The 17,222-nt window shown below is 50.2% G+C and carries 12 protein-coding genes and 1 riboswitch; of the genes, 2 read left to right on the plus strand and 10 right to left on the minus strand.

The window, feature by feature from the left end; genetic code table 11:
* Positions 1-451: 451 nt before the first annotated feature.
* The 7 genes from ACFPYJ_RS28205 to ACFPYJ_RS28235 all read right to left on the minus strand — a co-directional run bounded on the left by ACFPYJ_RS28205 (position 452) and on the right by ACFPYJ_RS28235 (position 4,045).
* On the minus strand, positions 452-721 hold the full coding sequence (locus ACFPYJ_RS28205) for a NifU N-terminal domain-containing protein (protein ID WP_379191582.1): 270 nt from the start codon (positions 719-721) through the stop codon (positions 452-454).
* Positions 722-748: 27 nt separating this feature from the next.
* A complete protein-coding gene (locus tag ACFPYJ_RS28210; protein ID WP_379191593.1) occupies positions 749-1,186 on the minus strand; it encodes a HEAT repeat domain-containing protein in 438 nt (145 codons plus the stop codon).
* Between the two features lie 158 nt (positions 1,187-1,344).
* A complete protein-coding gene (locus tag ACFPYJ_RS28215) occupies positions 1,345-2,079 on the minus strand; it encodes a hypothetical protein (protein WP_379191583.1) in 735 nt (244 codons plus the stop codon).
* Positions 2,080-2,178: 99 nt separating this feature from the next.
* A riboswitch (cyclic di-GMP riboswitch) is annotated at positions 2,179-2,262 on the minus strand.
* Between the two features lie 112 nt (positions 2,263-2,374).
* The gene (locus tag ACFPYJ_RS28220; RefSeq protein WP_379191584.1) at positions 2,375-2,752 is read right to left on the minus strand and encodes a LytTR family transcriptional regulator DNA-binding domain-containing protein; all 378 of its coding nucleotides are present in this window, start codon (positions 2,750-2,752) and stop codon (positions 2,375-2,377) included.
* Between the two features lie 15 nt (positions 2,753-2,767).
* Positions 2,768-2,893 carry a cyclic lactone autoinducer peptide gene (locus ACFPYJ_RS28225; RefSeq protein WP_379191585.1) on the minus strand — a complete coding sequence of 42 codons (126 nt, stop codon included), beginning with the start codon at positions 2,891-2,893 and terminating at the stop codon, positions 2,768-2,770.
* Entirely contained in the window at positions 2,890-3,417 is a 528-nt protein-coding gene (locus ACFPYJ_RS28230) for an accessory gene regulator ArgB-like protein (protein WP_379191586.1), read from the minus strand. The genes ACFPYJ_RS28225 and ACFPYJ_RS28230 overlap by 4 nt, the downstream gene beginning before the upstream one ends.
* On the minus strand, positions 3,410-4,045 hold the full coding sequence (locus tag ACFPYJ_RS28235; protein ID WP_379191587.1) for a hypothetical protein: 636 nt from the start codon (positions 4,043-4,045) through the stop codon (positions 3,410-3,412). Before ACFPYJ_RS28235 ends, ACFPYJ_RS28230 begins: the two co-directional genes overlap by 8 nt.
* 255 nt (positions 4,046-4,300) lie before the next feature.
* Between ACFPYJ_RS28235 and tlp the strand changes: the two genes are divergently transcribed.
* Complete coding sequence (gene tlp, locus ACFPYJ_RS28240) at positions 4,301-4,510, plus strand: small acid-soluble spore protein Tlp (protein WP_379191588.1); 210 nt, start codon at positions 4,301-4,303, stop codon at positions 4,508-4,510.
* A 96-nt stretch (positions 4,511-4,606) separates the two neighbouring features.
* Here the strand turns inward: tlp and htpG are convergent, their stop codons facing one another.
* Together htpG and ACFPYJ_RS28250 are read right to left on the minus strand one after the other, a co-directional pair.
* On the minus strand, positions 4,607-6,487 hold the full coding sequence (htpG, locus tag ACFPYJ_RS28245; RefSeq protein ID WP_379191589.1) for a molecular chaperone HtpG: 1,881 nt from the start codon (positions 6,485-6,487) through the stop codon (positions 4,607-4,609).
* Positions 6,488-6,687: 200 nt separating this feature from the next.
* Positions 6,688-15,111: a glycoside hydrolase family 94 protein gene (locus ACFPYJ_RS28250; RefSeq protein WP_379191590.1), complete on the minus strand. Its 8,424-nt coding sequence runs from the start codon at positions 15,109-15,111 to the stop codon at positions 6,688-6,690.
* A gap of 285 nt (positions 15,112-15,396) precedes the next feature.
* Between ACFPYJ_RS28250 and ACFPYJ_RS28255 the strand changes: the two genes are divergently transcribed.
* Positions 15,397-16,560, plus strand: a complete 1,164-nt coding sequence (locus ACFPYJ_RS28255; RefSeq protein WP_379191591.1) for a GGDEF domain-containing protein — start codon at positions 15,397-15,399, stop codon at positions 16,558-16,560.
* 177 nt (positions 16,561-16,737) lie between these two features.
* Here the strand turns inward: ACFPYJ_RS28255 and ACFPYJ_RS28260 are convergent, their stop codons facing one another.
* Positions 16,738-16,911, minus strand: a complete 174-nt coding sequence (locus ACFPYJ_RS28260; protein ID WP_379191592.1) for a hypothetical protein — start codon at positions 16,909-16,911, stop codon at positions 16,738-16,740.
* Positions 16,912-17,222: the final 311 nt, after the last annotated feature.

Raw genomic sequence — 17,222 nt, forward strand, 5'->3', positions numbered from 1 at the left:
AAGCTTTGCTAGCTTTTTAAAACCTTTATGACAGGTCACTCATGTTCAGTTTTCAAGGAACAAATATTTCGTGTTTGTCCGTACCGCTCTCGGCCGGAATTAGAATATACCATGACCTCCTGGGTTTTTGCAAGTCTTTTTTAAAAATAATTTTCTAGCCATCTGTCTCCCGCCCGAAAAACTCAAATAAAACCTTGATTTCTTCAGCAAAGAGCGGTTTTCGAAGGGTGTCATCCCTCAGACTGACTTTGTGATAAACATCGCCTTTAAGCCATTTTGAAGGCAGCGCTGTATGCCTTGCTTATGCAGTCCCTTGTTCCAAAGCATGCGTAAGCTCCTGCAGCTTCAATAACTGCAGCCAAAGGGCAATTTTGCCTCAGAAGTAGATGAATAGAAATAAAAAAAAGCTGATGTGCGTTAAATCCGGGCATCAGCTCTCATCGTTTGAACTTTATGCGTATACCGCTTTAAAAGCTTCTTCCACTTGAGGCAGGATCGTATCCCACTCTGCATCCGGGATCTTGGTGATCGTAACAAAATTACGGATTCCAAAAATATTATCAATGCCCTCGATGGCAACAAGTGCGGCTGCTAGCGGATGATCGGTTGCTGCTCCGCTTTTCAAAGAGGTGCTTGCCGGACCTTCAAATATTGTTGCGCTCGCGTTGACCTTCATTGCATTCGGATTCGGTGTTTCTTGCATGTTGATCTCTACTGCCATGCGGACCACTCCCTTATATTCCTGATTCTATCGTGTTGACAACGACTGCCATGTTCCTTCCAGCCATTGATCAAAATCATCACCTTTGTCACCTTGGTAAATATCGAATACATCTTCTCTCATCTTATGCAGCTTCTCTTTGAACTCTTCGAATGTATGATCCTTCGGCAGGCTCTTCTTAATCCGAACGAGAATTTTCGTAATTCCTTTAACCAGTTCCCCCTTATTCCTGGGCGGAAGCTGAACGTCTTGACCAAATGCCTGCAGTTTATGGAAGGCAGCTTCCTGCACCTGGTAGACCGGATCAGCCGTCAATCTCGTTGTGAGCACATCAATGACTTTCTGATGATTCCATTGACCTAACTCTTCAACCGCATCTAACCGTTCTTTCCAATTAGACGTTCGATTGGCGGATTTTTTCAATTCTTCATAATTTGGAGGCAATTCATTGTTTATCTCATTCATAGTCAATCGGTCCAATCTCCTTTTATTCCTAGTAAGGACAAACATACCATAGGAAGAGGGTTAGCTCCAAATATTACTTTTGAACTTGAAACTCACTTCCCTTAAGTGAGTTGTTTGACTTAACAGTCGAGATGAAGGATGGCGATCGGCGATATCTCTTATAGCAGCTCAAACTTTCTTTCAGCCGAAGGAAGGAAATTGTATTTGATGATGAAAATCCGAATCGTTATTCCCCACATCAATGCAGCAAAAATAACCGCTTGTCCGGGAATATGGGCTGTCGGAAGATGGGAAACTGCTTTCATGAACATCGCGGATGCATAATAACAAAGGTTCGCACTAATGAGAAAGCAGTACTTTTTCTTTGCTGCGGCCAGCGATACTCTACATGCACAGACACAAACGGCAACATTTAGAATAGAGAAGAAAATCAAGAGAATGAACACAAACAGGATTCCTGAACCGTACTGCTCCGCTCTCCATACACCTACCGTTTCAATGCTGGTTACCATGAAAGCCTGGCCCAAGAAGATTAGAACAGCAAAATAAAGGAGAACGGGTATGTAGACAATTGCAGCAATAGTACTTAACCGGATGCGGTAATGAGAACGAACAGCCTGAAAATGAAGAAGTGTACTTGTCCCGGCGCAAAGCAGAGAAGCAGGATAGACACCATAGGCTGCAGCGGAAAGCACCCACGAATCCGGAACAACGACCTGCTGAATATATTCAAATAGAAACATAAGGGCGATAGATAGTGTGGTTAGCGCAGCTAAGCGATTATCAGGACTTTTGTTATTTCTATAATAGATGTCCCTTGATGTATTCAGAAGAAAAAAGAAGGATCCTAGCAGCAGCAGTGAGAGTAATGCGCGGCTCATTTCATACGCCATGTAAAATTCCTCCTGAAGTGTTTCTAAGCTCGCATATGATCAGATCCATCATAAAAAGGCTCCCATGCAGCAGGAGCCTCATCGCGTGTTTATTCGCTCTTCAGCAACCCGGCTATCATGGTATAAGACTTTAGACCCGTGGCTTTGCGTCCCAATTTTTCAATTGGTTTGCTATTTATAAGGAATATATACCTATTCATTTTGCCTTTTTATCTTAAATCAGATGAAACGTTAAAGCAATCTGTTTCTACCATAATCTGCACATAAAAATAGGGCTGCATGATTACCCGCAGCCCTAATCCGAATGGTCGCCGTTAAGTTCCAGAAAACGCTTCTTGATTCTTTGATAATTACCAGGCTTAGAAATTGTCGCTTCTTTACTTTTGCCTTCCGGCGATGAGTTTCTGAAATAGGCTTTCGAGAATTTATCATCAATCTCAACAACTTGGGTGAGATCAATTAAATTTCCGCGGTCCGCCCTTTCAAATCGGTCAGTTGATGCTTTCAATGCGGATTCTAGTCGGTCTAGGTTGTCCAACTGATAATACACCTCATCACTGGTATGAACCATCACTCTGTTACTCTGGGTTGTAAATTTCAGAATCTTCTCGAATTCAATAAAGATAATGCCTGTAATTCCTTCTTTGTCCCGTGTAACCGGCCAATGACTCATTCATTATCCCGCCTATTACTTTTCCAGTAGTTCGGAAGGTACGTTTGGCTGGTTACCCCAGAAGAAGCTAGCTGTCGTTACGGAAAAGATGGCAAAAAGACCAACTGCTGTTGCAACAAATTTCAACACTTTTGTTTTCATTTGTTCTCACCTCCTTTAATACGAATCAGTGAAGCGGTCTGCAGCAGCCATGTTAATCCCAGAAGCGGTGAGTTAAATATAAAGTTCGAAGCCGCGATACAGCAGGTGATCCATTTCAATAACTTGAAGTATCGTTTGGGGATTCGTGTTTGTCCTTCAATTCTTGAAGGTGCGAATAGGAAAGCCAGAATAACATTGCTTGCGTTGATCGCAATCAGCAGCTTGTCCGAAATTGCAATAAAAGGGAGCGAAACTGCGACCGCAGCCGAAACCGTGATACACAGAACAGCCGAATTGAAATGATAGCCTCCTGATACCATCCTAAGAAGCGCAAATGAAAACAAGCATAACATCGTTTCGGGCAGCGCTATAAACACAAGGCCTAGAATGACCGCCATCGTAATCGTAAAGGAAGTATTCAATAGTAGATGGATGCCAAACTGCAATTTGGCTTCTGAATAAGGATGGTCAGGAACCGCGTTCTTCAAGTTAATGGCCAGTTTTTTGGAAATCGCATCAATCATTGTCTATTCCCTTTCTTATAAAAAGATAAAGAAGCGAAACCAAAATGATAATAAAGGTTGCGGATACAAAAACCAGCTCTGTCTTGAGTAAGGTGTAAACCGATGCAAACGCAATGCCGAGTATCAGAAGGACAAGTACGAGGATATTCTCACCTTGGAAGGAAAAGCGATTCAGAGACCATGAGAATCCAAATCCTCTTCGGAATATGAACCAGCAGGTTATGAAGGCTGCAGCAGCTGTTACCGCCTGCAGAAAATACAAATCGCTTGTGTTCTCTTGAACACGAATGACGGTCGTTAAATTGAGAGTTTGCAGAACGTTCAATATGGCTGTTTGTAAGACCGCGTACAGAACATATCCCGGGACAACAACGATGACTGCACCCAGCATGGATATCCGCAGCGTAATAAAAATAATTAATACAAACAGAAGCAAGGAAAGGAATGGCGTATAGTTCTCAAGACCAAGCTCGTATCGCATTGAAAAGCTGAAAACGGACATCATGATTGAAAAGAGGGATAGCTGCAGCAGATACTCTCTGATGTTGTACCGAAACATGGTAAGCATTACTGTGAAAGCTGCCAATCCTTCAAAGACGGAGAAGATAATAAATAACGCGACGTCCAATGGCGATGCAACCCCTTGAAATTAATGACTAGCCTGCACACTTCTCTCTATAACAGCTTTCGACTTAATAAGGGTTCCTGGATATGAATTTGGCTGAATTTGTTGGAAAACATTACTAATTAAAATATACAATGACTTGCGTCACGTGTCTACAATTGAATTTTTTTGTCTTCTAAAATAATGGCCCTTTTGCATAACCCCATCCGGGTTGGGCCATTATAATCAGGTAGTTTTGTTCATTAAGGAGGGATACTTTTGGCTAAACCAGATAACCGGGCGGATAATGCGGCTCATCTGCAGGAGCATATCGAGCATACGGAAGCTAACCTGCAGGAAGCAGAGGATTTCCTCGATGAGCATGCAAGTGAGATTTCCGCTGAGCAGAAGCAGGGCATTGAAGCTAAGAATGAACGGCGCCAAGCCAGTATTGAAAGTTTCGAAGCGGAGAAACAGGACGAATCTTAATCGAACAGGCATCCTGCGCTCCAACAAAAAAACAAGCAGCTCCTTCTTTGCGAAGGGGCTGCTTGTTTTTATTGGAAGCCATTTAACGCGGCTGGTTTAAACCATGATTTTGCAAATCGCATTAGTGAATTCAACCGGATCGTTGATCGGCAGTCCTTCAATCAAGAGCGCCTGGTTGTACAATAGATCCGTATACAGGCTCAGTTTGTCTTTATCCGCTTCGTAAGCGGCTTTGAGCGATTGGAACACCTCATGGTTGACGTTGATCTCCAGTACCTTATCCGCTTTGATATCCTGGCTGTTAGGCATGGCCTTGAGGATTTTCTCCATCTCAATCGTCAATTCTCCCTCGGTGGACAAGCATACCGGGTGGCTGCGCAGTCTCTTGGACGCTTTGACCTTGCTCACTTTGCCCGACAGCAGCGTTTGCATGGATTCGAAGAGCTCCTTGCTGCCGCTCTCTTCCGCATCCGTCTGTTCTTTGTCTGTATCGGATTCAATGCCGAGATCGCCGCTAGAAACGGATTTGAACTCTTTTTCCTTGTAGGTCATGATCGTCTTAATGGCGAACTCATCGATATCGTCGGTAAAGTATAGGATTTCATAGCCCTTCTCGGACACCACTTCGATCTGCGGCAGCTTCTCAATCCGTTCGATCGATTCGCCGGAAGCATAGTAGATATATTTCTGATCCTCAGGCATTCTCGATACGTATTCATCCAGCGTGACCTGCCTCTTCTCTTTGGAGGAGTAGAACAGAAGCAGATCCTGGAGTGTGTCTTTGTTTGCGCCGTAGTCGTTATAAACTCCGAATTTCAGCTGTCTGCCGAAGGACTTGTAGAACTGCTCGTACTTCTCTCTCTCATCCTTCAGAAGACTCAGCAGCTGGCTCTTGATCTTGTTCTTAATGTTCTTGGCGATTAGTGTCAGCTGGCGGTCATGCTGCAGCATCTCCCTGGAGATGTTAAGCGACAGATCCTCCGAATCAACCATCCCTTTGACGAAGCTGAAATAGTCCGGAAGCAGGTCCGAACACTTGTCCATGATCAGCACGCCATTGGAGTACAGCTCAAGCCCCTTCTCGTATTCCTTCGTGTAATAATCGAAAGGCGTGTTCTCAGGAATGAACAGAATGGCATTATAGACGACAGCGCCATCGGCACTGATATGAATATGTTTGAGCGGCTTATCGAAGCCGTAGCGTTTCTCCATGTAGAAGTTCTCGTAATCCTGCGGCGTCAGCTCGTTCTTATTCTTGCGCCAAATCGGAACCATGCTGTTGACGGTCTGTTCTTCTTGATATTCTTCGAATTCATTGTCACTGCCTTCTTTAGGGCGTTGACCTTTAACATCCATCTTAATCGGGTATCGGATGAAATCCGAATATTTCTTAATGATCGATTTCAGGCGATATTCTTCCAGATACTCGTCATATTGATCGTCCTCGGTGTTTTCCTTGATCTTCAAAATAATCTCCGTACCTACCGAATCCTTCTCGGTCGGTACGATCGTGTACCCGTCCGCACCCTCGGATTCCCACTTAAACGCCTCGCTGCTGCCAAGCGTCTTACTGGTAACGGTGATCACATCAGCAACCATGAATGCGGAGTAAAAACCAACCCCGAACTGGCCGATAATATTGTGGCCGTCCTTCAGTTCATTCTCTTTCTTGAATGCCAGCGAGCCGCTCTTGGCAATAATGCCGAGATTATTCTCCAGATCTTCCTGCGTCATCCCGATGCCCGTATCGGTGATCGTCAACGTACGGCTGGCCTTATCGGCGGTTATTTTAATAAAATAATCCTCTTTGTTAAAGACCAGCTGATCGTCGACCAAAGCTTTGTAATAAAGCTTATCTATCGCATCACTGGCATTGGAGATAAGTTCTCTTAAGAAAATTTCTCTTTGTGTATAAATCGAGTTGATCATCATGTCCAGCAATCGTTTGGATTCGGCCTGAAACTGTTTCTTTGCCATGAGTTGATCTCCTTTTCCTAATTCAAAATGTTGAAATAATGATTCATGCGTATTAGCACTCGATTCACATGAGTGCTAATTCTTCCTTTTATATACCATAGACCGAAATTTGATGTCAATATGTCCACCCGATTTGATAGCATGAAAAAGGCCGTCCCGAAGGGCATTCTCATGCTCCTCGGGACGGCCCCGGCCTGAATCTACAAGACTAATACCACTTGATGAATCTGCCGGTCATCCTGCAGTGGGACGAATGGACCATCCTCTGCCGAATACTTGCCTAAATCGACTTCTTTCCCGTCGATCAATAACTGAGTTAGCCCGCTGGACTTATGCGACGGATTGCTGACTGTGATTCGGTACTCTGTGCTCTTGTACTTGTAGCTTGCGGTAAACTCCGGCCATTCCGCTGGAATGCATGGTTTAATCATCAAACGCCCGCCCCGGCGCCGAATGCCGAGAATCCATTCGATGCCGGCCTGATACATCCAGCCCGATGCACCCGTGTACCATGTCCAGCCGGCATGACCGCGATGAGGCTCTTCCGTATAGACATCGGCTGTCATCACATAAGGTTCTCCTACGTACTTCCGAACCTCAGCCGATGTCTTGGTATGCATGATGGGGTTGAACATATGGAACAGCTCGAAAGCCTTATTCCCATCCCCAAGCCCGCACCAGGCAACGATACTCCAGATCACACCGTGCGTATATTGGCCTCCGTTCTCCCGAATGCCCGGAGGGTAGCCTTGAATGTACCCTGGACTCGGCTGCGTCTTATCAAACGGCGGCGTCAGGATATGAGCGATACCCAAGCTGCGGTCGACTAGTTCGCGGTCAAAGGACCGCATCGCCTGCTGCGCACGTTCCGGCGGAGCCATTCCCGAGATAACAGACCACGACTGCGCAATCGAATCAATGCGGCATTCCGCATTATGAATAGAACCGAGCCATTGTCCGCCGTCGGTAAAGGCCCGGCGGTACCATTGCCCGTCCCAGCCCGCTTCGTGGAGTGAGGCTGACAGCTGTCCGCGGATAATCCGGTAATGATCTGCCCGTTCAAGGTCGCCGCGATGCTCACATAGATCGGCAATTCCCCGCAGAACATCGCCAAGGAACCAGCCCAGCCATACGCTTTCGCCGCGCCCTTCGGGGCCAATCATACTCATGCCGTCGTTCCAGTCTCCAATTCCAATGAGCGGCAGGCCATGCTCCCCGAACCGCAGGGAACGATCGAGCGCACGCAAGCAGTGCTCGAGAATCGTACCGCTCTCCTCCGACAATACAGTCGGCTCATACCGTTCATGCTCGTCATCACGCAGAGAATCACTGCAAAGAAACGGCGCCATCTCCTCCAGAATGCTCTCATCTTCAGTATGTTCAAGGTACCGGACAACGGCATAAGGCAGCCATAACAAGTCATCCGAGAAGCGTGTGCGGATCCCTCGCTGCGTCTCCTCATGCCACCAATGCTGCACATCGCCCTCTACATACTGATGCGAGGCGTGAAGTATGATTTGCTCACGGGTGAGATCCGGCCTGCTGTGCAGCAGGGCCAGCGAATCCTGCAGCTGGTCGCGGAAGCCGTAGGCTCCGCCCGCCTGATAAAAGGCCGAGCGCGCCCACATCCGGCAGGCAAGCGTCTGATACAGCAGCCAATTGTTCAGCATGACATCCATCTCAGGCGATGGGGTGGAGACTGTTATTGTACCGAGCACGCCGTCCCAGAAATCGCGCACTTCCGCCAATGCCTGCTCGCAGGCCTGTGCTTGTCCATATTTTCCGGCAAGCTGAGAAGCGGATTCACGGGAATCCTCGCAGCCCAGCAGGATATACACCGTTTGCTCTTCACCCGGTTCGATCACGAGGGCTGACTGCACGGCTCCGCAAGCGTCATAAGCCGGACCGACTGCACCCGACAGATGAATTCTGGAGAGGGCAGCAGGCTTCTCATAGCTCCCGCCCCTTCCGAGAAACTCAAGGCGGTCTCCTGTCCATGTCCGCTGTTCCTTTGTCATTCCGGCATCAGGAGCAGCAGAAGCAGAAGCATCCTGAGAAGCAGCGTACACCGTTAAGAAAGCAGTCGCGTCACGGAAATTCTCCTGGTACGTGTTGTGCGCCAGAAGTATGCCGCTGGATTCATCCCACTCCGTGACGATATACGGTGCATTTCCCTCACGGTGTACGCCCAGCACCCACTCCGCGTAGTAGGTGACGGATAATCGCCGCGTGTCCGCTGTTGTATTCTTCAGCTTCAGCTGGATGATCTTGACCGGGTCTTCAAGCGGGACAAAGACGGTCATTTGCTGCTGCAGACCATGGCTCTCATGCTCATAACGGGTATAACCCCTGCCGTAGGATACGTTGTAAGCGGCGGCGTCATCCGCCCGGGATGGGGCCAGCTGCCAATATTCCCCGCTCTCCTCATCCCGCAGATAACAAACTTCCCCTGGCGGGTCTAAAGCCGGATCGTTCGACCATGGGGTCAGCTTGCATTCCCGGCTGTTGCGCCACCACGTATAACCTGTATACAGCTCGGATGTTAAACAGCCGAACCGCGGGTTCGCCATTACATTAATCCATGGTGCAGGCAGATGATTCCCATTCTTCAATATGATGTGATATTCACTTCCGTCCTTCGAGAAGCCTCCCAAGCCGTTGAAGAATAAGTAAGGATGATCCTCAGCTGCCGCTTCAGAAGGATAGCGATTCTGTGATGCTTCAGCCTGCAGAGGCGCCACTTCCTGAGTACGTCTCGGATCAGGCACTTGCAGCTGAACCTTCAGACTTGGACCGTCTGCACGCAGGGTAATACGGGAGACGGCAAACAATAAGGATTTATCTTCTTGGGATAGTGTAGATGCAGGTACAATGTGTACACCCCCCGGGCCTGAGCCATGACCGGGAGCGATCTGCTCGCTCATACGCAGAAGGGCATCCCGCAGCTCCTGCTGATATCCGCCCGCCGATTCATTCCATATCACCAGATCGAAGGACAATCCTTTTTGACGCAAATATTCATAGCCCGCAAGAAGCTTGTTCACGAAGGACAGATTCGACGTGTCGGCAATTTGCACCATGACAATCGGCCTGTCACCGGAGACTCCGTGTGCCCACAAGCTCTGCTGTCCTTTCCCATTGGCAGCAATGCTCATCTCTTGTTCCTGCTGCAGCGGCGCCGTGAACAGAACCCGTCCGGCGAGCAGCTGATAGACCGCTGCATCAGGCGGGGTGATATGCAAATGCTGCAGATCGATTTGGCTCCGCGTCCATGCAAGCTGGAAGGTTTGTTTCACATGCTGCTCCTGCGACAGCTGCGAAACGATCTCAACTGCCTGCTCTCTCGATTCCGCCGCACCGGTAACAGCCGTCAGCCGGACTTGCCCACCAGGCTCGATACTTATGCGCCTGCGCATCACGAAAGCGGGATCAGCCACAGAACCTACCGTGCCGCCAAGACGGGATTCCAGTCCTCTTGGCCTTGCTATGGAGTGTCCTCTGCCGATGAATAGAGCCCGGTCCGTCTCGAATTCCGCTGGCCCCAGCGATTGGTCGCTGCCGGTAACCGCCAGCGTATGGAACGCCCAGACGGATTTCTCTCCCTCGTTACGGGGACGTTTGCGGGCAAGCAGACACTGTGCGGCTTCCTCATATTCAGTCTGAATGAACAGCTTTGTGAACGCCGGATGGGCTTTATCCGCATCGGGAGACGCTAACGCGATCTCCAGAAACGTCGTCACCTCGATGATCCGCGCATCGCTGCCTGTATTCGTCAGAGTCAACTGCCGAATCTCCGCATTCGATTCTGGCGATACGGTGATGTCCAGCTTCGTCTGCAAATCCTCGTCCTCACGCAGGAACGTCGTCCGCTCTTGCGAGAATTGGACACGCTGCTTGTCCGATGATACGCGGCAAGGCAGATAGGACGGGGACCATAATTTCTCCCGCGTGACGTCGCGGATATACATAAAGCTCCCCCAAGGGTCAGCGACCGGATCTTCCCTCCAGCGGGATAGAGCCATGCCGTTATACCGGATGAACCCGCTGCCGCTGTTGGATACAACCGTCGTCAGCGATCCGTTAGCGTGCACATTCACTTCCGGCAGCAGTGTTGGAACCGTCGTAAATTCCCGGAGCGGGCCGATTTGCGCCGGTTTCGGATGCTCTCTTCGCGTCCTGCCGGGCAGCTCCCTCTGCAGAATCGCATCTTTTGGCGGAATACGCTCAATTAAGAGCAGCTCTGCTGCCTGCACACGTTTATCACTGTGGAAGTAATCAATCATTGTCTTGGGCAGCAGCATATTCGCCAGCGTCAGAAGGCTCATGCCTTGGTGATGCGCCATGAAGCTGCGGATTACCTTACAGGATTCATCCTGCGGCATACGGCCTGAGGTAAAGTCAATGGCTTCATAGAAACCATACTGCCCGCGCCCACCGAGCTGCTCCATCCGCTCCAAATCCTTCAGGCCTTCACGCACAGCGAACGGCAGCGCCATAATGGTTGCGTACGGCGACACGACCAAATCTTCGTCGAGCCCGCGTTTGAAGCCGAGTCCCGGCACTCCGAATGCGCGGTATTGATAGTTCAGCTGATAATCGAATGCGTAATAGCCCGACTCCGATATACCGAAGGGAACGCCGCGTTCCCTTGCGTATTCAATTTGCCGCTCCACAACCCCGCGGTACGTGCTGTCCCAGATGGTATTGCGGTAGGTGCGCATAATCAGCCACGGCATCATATATTCAAACATGGTTCCGGACCATGAAACCAATGCAGTCCGGCTGCCCTGCTTCTTGGCGGTCCGGCCCAGCGCCAGCCAGTGGGACACGGATATTTGGCCAAGCGCGATTGCAACGAAGCTTGTCTGCCTTGCCTCTGAAGCAAGCAGATCATAGAGGATCGTATCGCGTTGTCCGGATACTGCGTGATAACCCAGCACGAATAGCTTGGCTTTATCGTCATACAGCGGGCGAAAATCGGTCGATGTAATCAAGCTTTCCAACCGGTCGATCAGCTCATATCCGCGCGCAATCCAATCCTCCGGGGCAGCCTGTGACGAAGGGCCCCGGTTAGAGCTGCGATGCTTAGCAAGCTCACGCTCATCATGGTCCATTCCCTCTGCTAATTCTTCCGGACGGGTCTGATCAAGCTCGACCGCAAATTCAACGTTTAAATTCCCAAAAGCACCCTGGACAGGCTTCGCGTTTCCGGTCAGGCCCGACTCTTTAAGCCAGTGCAGGAGCCCTTGTTTCACTGTCATCAGACTCGCCACGAAATTGCCGGAGTCTACGGTGGAGACATACGCCGGGTAAAGCGTCGAAAGCGATACGGTATCGTACCAGTTATAGAGATGGCCGTTCCATTTGTCCATCCGTTCAATGGTGCTGACCGTACGATCCAGCCGTTTCACAAGCTCCTCCATGGTGATAAAGTCAAAGTCCCGCGCGGCTACCGCAGCTGTCAGCAGGAAACCGATATTCGTAGGCGATGTACGATGCGCGACCCCGTTAGCCGGTTCGATTTGGACATTGTCCGGGGGTAAGAAATGATCCTCAGGCCCGGCATAATCCTCATAAAACGCCCATATTTGCTTCGCTAGCCCGCGCAGCTGCTCCTTGTCCGCTGAATCAAGCTGCTGGACATCCTCGGCAACCGGCTGATCCAGCCAGCGTACCGCAAAGGGAGCCAGCGCCCAGAACAAGCAAAGCGCGAGGCCAATCCACATCAAGGATTGATTCGACTGCAAGGCCACCGCAACTGCAAAAAGGACAATGAGCAAGCAGCCGCCGCTTGCGCCAAGCAGCGCCGGACGGCGGCGCCCCCCATAACTCCGCTCTATATGCGAGGAGCTGGTCCATTCGAGCAGCCGGCGTTTGCTGATCCACATTCGATAAAGCGATTTTCCGATCGCATCCAGCAGAACCGCGGTTTGAAAAGGCAGTGTCCACAGGGCAATCAAGATATGCAAAGCCGTCGACAGCAAATTCCGGGGCCGCGGGTCAGCCCGGTTAACGAGCAGAAGCTGTCTGACCAGCGGCAGCAGCATCGTTGCAAGCAAAACCGTAAGCCAGCGCCCGGAGGAACCGGGCAGAACCGTTAACGCAAGAGCCAGCAGCACAAAGTACGCAATCGGAAGCACACTTCGGCGCAGATTGTCGATGATTTGAAAACGGGTAAGCAAAGACAGATCGATCGGCCTCAGCACGCCTCTGCGGTCACACACGCTTGTGTACAGCCAGCAAAGAAGCTGCCAATCACCGCGAACCCATCTGTGCATCCGTTTCTGATAAGAGACAAATGTCGACGGGTGATCATCAATCAGCTCAATATCGGACAGCAGGGCGGTACGCAGGAAGCCGCCCTCAAGCAGATCATGGCTGAGCACCTTATTCTCCGGAATTCGCTCCCCTAACAGCTCGGAGAACACCTCCACGTCGAAGATCCCTTTTCCGGTGAAAATCCCCTGCCCCAGCGCATCCTGATACGGATCGGAAGCGGCAAACGCATAGGGGTCCAGCCCCGGCTCCGACCAAAAATAGGCAAGCCGTGACCGCATGGCCGACTCATGGCTGATTCCGATCCGCGGCTGCAGGACGCCGTAGCCTTCAACGACTCTGGTTCCCGAATCATTCAGACGCGGTCTGTTATAGGGCAGATGCAGCGTACCGATCATCCGCTGGGCGCTCCCCATAGGGAGCTGGGTATCCGCATCCAGCGTAATGATATAGCGGATGTGCGGCAGCACGGCCTGATCACCCATTAGCACATCATAGCTCGTTTCCTTGCTGCCCTTCAGCAGCTCGACGAATTCCACCAATTTGCCGCGCTTGCGCTCCCAGCCCATGAATACACCTTCACTAGGGTTCCATTGCCTGCGGCGCTGATAGAAGTGAAAGGTTGTTCCCTTCAGCCCTGTCTCCGTATCTGCCCGCTCTCCGGCATATTTGCGGTTTAACGCCTCCATACGCTCACGCGCAAAAGCAACAAGCCCCTCGTCCTCGGGAAGCCTCTCATCCGAAGCATCGGTATAATCGCCTAACAGCGCGTAATGGATATGGGGATCACGGTTAGCCAAATAGTGAACTTCCAGACGGTCCGCAAGCTCCGCCACTTCCTCCGGTGTGGACCAGATCGCAGGAATTACAACCATTGTAACGGCATCCGGCGCAATCCCGCTCGAATAATCATAGCGCAGCAGCGGCCGCGGCCTGCATATACGCTCAATGCCGAAATGCAGCCACGTAATCGCCCACTCGCTCACGGGGATAATCAGCGCAAGCAGTATGACTGCCAAGCCTGCCGCCGTAACTCCTTGCCTGCTGCCAATCCAAGCGGCTGCAACGATGAAGACAAGCGTGAATAAGCCGATGATGGATGCGAAATAGGTCAAGGCAGCCCGATTGGCAAAGCCTGCGCTCGGCATCTTTCTCGGCTGGCTGCATTGCTTCAGAGATTGAATAAGCTTCGATACGCCTGCCGGTTCGAACAAATAGTAAGCAGCAAACGTCGGACGCGTAAGCTCATCACCCTTAGGCGGAAGGGAAACCGTGAGGTCCTCGTGAAGGACGAGCACGCCGGCGTCCCCTTCTTCGCGCTTCCTGAGGCCGGCAGATACCCGTTCATATTCATGCCTGGCAAGGGCCAAAGACTGCCCTGCAATCAAATTCTCAGGGACACGCAGGCGCTTGGCTAATCCTTCAATCCGGTTCAGCATCTCATTCTTGCTGAAAGAATCAAGTAAAGGATAAATCCCTGTACAGTCATGGCGCAGCGTTCGGTCAAGCAGACTGATCCGCTCGAAGAGATCATTCCAATCCCGGCGCTCATTACTGCGCAGGCTTGTAATTAAATTGCCGGCTCTCACCTGGTAGGCAGCCTGAAGCTGATGCTCATAGGTCACGATCCGGTCAAGATCTTCCGAGCCGTTCTCGTATTTGCACACCAGCCATTCCCGCACGGATGCGGTATCACCGGACCATTCCCGAAGATGGCTGATCAGGTGAACAATCCACGGGCCGGACAGCGGAACGCTCTGTCCTGCCGCTTCCAATTCTGCAGAAATGGCCTCAGAGCTCAGCTTGGTCGGCTCGATTCGGGAGAGCAGCTGCTGCACCAGAACGCAAACCTCCCGCCGATCCTGAACCATGGCCATCGTTTCTGCTATTCTTCCGATCAGAGCCACCCGCAGAATAAGCGGTATGGACCTGACCTCAGCCAGCGTCAATACGGAGATTTCCTGATAGGCATTGATGTAGGCAGCGAAGGATTCCTCATTCAGAACCCCGTCCACTTGCCCTAGATAAGCCTCGCATAACGATTGAATGCGCAGCCTTCCGCTGGTCCGAAGCATCGGCAGGTTCACAAGTTTAGCGCGGGTTAATTGCATTCTTACCCCGAGTGCCTGCTCCTCAATAAACTCCGCGTTGTCGAGCAGCCATTCTTCAGCCTGCTGTGCGCAGGCTGCATGACCGCCCTGCAGAATAAAGACAAATTTCCTCAAGCTCTCTAAGTCTGCGTCAAATTGATTTTTTATGTATTTGGGCTGCGTCAGCACTGCCTTTAAGGTGTGCTGCAGCGCAAGCTCATGTGCATGTTGGCAAATTTTCTCGATCGTATAAACCATGGATTCGTTCCTCCGGAGAATCAGTTGTTGAATTATTCAAGCAGGCCTGTTCGTCCGGTATTACTGAAAATTCCGGGACTATCAAATTATTACCAGTATTGAGGCATTTTATGAGTGAATCTGAAGATTCTCATGGAATTACATGTAAAGGTTGTTCATTTGTCGTCCTCATTTGCCGATAATTTAATGTACTCCTCTATGCAGGGAGCCACCGATTATTCCCTCACTCCATACCAGACTTCATGCAGATTTAACCTATAACTTTCAGATAAGACGGTGATTTGAATGGGTTTACTTTTGGATATGAAAACAATTTTCGTTTCACTGGTCGTCGGACATCTATTTACCGTGATCCTGATCAGTGCGTATCGGCATAAGCAGGCGAGGGACAGTATGGTGAATACGTTCTTCGAAGGAAAATGGGTGCAAGCCCTTGCTTGGCTGTTCCTGGCAGTACGGGGCGGCATTCCGGACGAGATTACCATATCACTTGCGAATTCAATGTTATTCATTGGAACTTCCTTGGAAGCCGTAGCGCTTCTGAAACTGCAGCATGCCATTGACAAGACAATGAAGCGCATGTATTTGGCCTTGACTGCGGCGAATATACTCGGCTTTCATCTCCTTATGTTCGTTCATAATGTCGAGAGTGCCCGGGTTGTCTTCGCTTCTATCGGTACGGCAGCTTTTCTTATCCTCCCGGCTTACAAGATGGTACGGAGGACGGAATCTTCCATGCTGATGAGAATTATGGGCCACCTCTATTTCCTGGTCATCGCAGCTTTGCTCGCAAGATCTACAGCCGCCCTGCTGTCGAACCAGACAATGGGGCTTTTCACACCGGGGGTTTATCAAACGTTCTCGTTCATCTCTGTGTATCTGGTGATGATTTTGGGAAATACGGGGTTTGTTCTCTTATCCAAAGAACGGGCCGACCGCGAGCTGCTCCGCGCAGCCAGTTATGATGATTTAACCGGTACGCTCAACCGCAGGGCGTTTATTTTACAAGCCAAGCAGCTTCTCCATGCTTATGCCTTGAAGAAAAAGCCTGTCTCGCTGCTGCTCTTCGATATCGATAGGTTCAAAAGCATTAATGATGCGTACGGCCATGATGCCGGAGATCTGGCGCTTCAGGATCTTGCAAGGCGGGTCCATAAACTGCTGGGTCAAAGTGATTTATTCGGCCGATACGGGGGTGATGAGTTTGCCATTCTCTTGCCCGGGGCGTGTGAGCATGAATCGGGTGCGCGAGCCGAACAAATCCGGCAAGAGGTGAATGGGCCGGCACTTGAAGGATTTCCGACATCCTATACCATCAGTTTAGGGGTCATTACCGTTGTTCCGGACTCCTTTACGCAGCTGGAGGCGCTCTATACCTCATGTGACAGAGTGCTCTACCTTGTCAAAAATAACGGGAGAAACGGTGTGTTTCGAAGCGTTGGGCGCTAAGGCCTCTACAGCGCAGACGATAAAAATACCCCTATAATAACAGCTAAGCAAAGGAAGCTCCACGATCAAAACGTTAAAAAGCGCTGGCACTTCCCGGCCAACGCTCCTCTAGTATTTTCTTTTGCCTTCTTTCACTAATCATGATCTCTTGAGGGGGAGAAGTATGACTGAAGACGCTTATTGACTCTCCACATGGGAACCTAGAGTCCGGCCACCGTTTGCATCTTCATCGTTGCTTTCCGTTAACCAGCCCTCCGCAAGACGTTTACCCAGAATCGGTTGAACCCAGCGTAAATAATACAGAAAACCGACCAACAGCGCCGCGGCTGTAAGGAGGAACGGCATCTGCACCGCGGCGCGCAGTTCCCAGCGAGTGGCAGGGCAATACGTGTTGGCAGTCAACCACACGACGCCTGCGCATCTATACTGGATTATTACAGCTATTTCGGGCTATAGACGTTCAAAATAGCGCTATACTGGAAATTTCCAGTTATTAATTCCCAATTTGAGCTTATGTCAATATAGTAGACACAACTTTATGAAACCTGGAGTTGCTCGTAATAGCTTTTTTCGAACGCATACGGGGACTTGTAACCTAAGGTAGAATGGATCCGAATTCGGTTGTATTCGAGTTCAATATATCCATGAAGGGCGTCATAAGC

Origin of the sequence: Paenibacillus solisilvae (assembly GCF_042656405.1) — a bacterium.
GTDB classification, from domain to species: domain Bacteria; phylum Bacillota; class Bacilli; order Paenibacillales; family Paenibacillaceae; genus Paenibacillus_Z; species Paenibacillus_Z solisilvae.

What these genes read in the sequence shown, in the direction of transcription:
- ACFPYJ_RS28205 (WP_379191582.1), bottom strand. Translation starts at nt 721, where the DNA reads ATGGCAGTAGAGATCAACATGCAAGAAACACCGAATCCGAATGCAATG.
- ACFPYJ_RS28210 (WP_379191593.1), bottom strand. Translation starts at nt 1,186, where the DNA reads ATGAATGAGATAAACAATGAATTGCCTCCAAATTATGAAGAATTGAAA.
- ACFPYJ_RS28215 (WP_379191583.1), bottom strand. Translation starts at nt 2,079, where the DNA reads ATGGCGTATGAAATGAGCCGCGCATTACTCTCACTGCTGCTGCTAGGA.
- ACFPYJ_RS28220 (WP_379191584.1), bottom strand. Translation starts at nt 2,752, where the DNA reads ATGAGTCATTGGCCGGTTACACGGGACAAAGAAGGAATTACAGGCATT.
- ACFPYJ_RS28225 (WP_379191585.1), bottom strand. Translation starts at nt 2,893, where the DNA reads ATGAAAACAAAAGTGTTGAAATTTGTTGCAACAGCAGTTGGTCTTTTT.
- ACFPYJ_RS28230 (WP_379191586.1), bottom strand. Translation starts at nt 3,417, where the DNA reads ATGATTGATGCGATTTCCAAAAAACTGGCCATTAACTTGAAGAACGCG.
- htpG (WP_379191589.1), bottom strand. Translation starts at nt 6,487, where the DNA reads ATGGCAAAGAAACAGTTTCAGGCCGAATCCAAACGATTGCTGGACATG.
- ACFPYJ_RS28250 (WP_379191590.1), bottom strand. Translation starts at nt 15,111, where the DNA reads ATGGTTTATACGATCGAGAAAATTTGCCAACATGCACATGAGCTTGCG.
- ACFPYJ_RS28255 (WP_379191591.1), top strand. Translation starts at nt 15,397, where the DNA reads ATGGGTTTACTTTTGGATATGAAAACAATTTTCGTTTCACTGGTCGTC.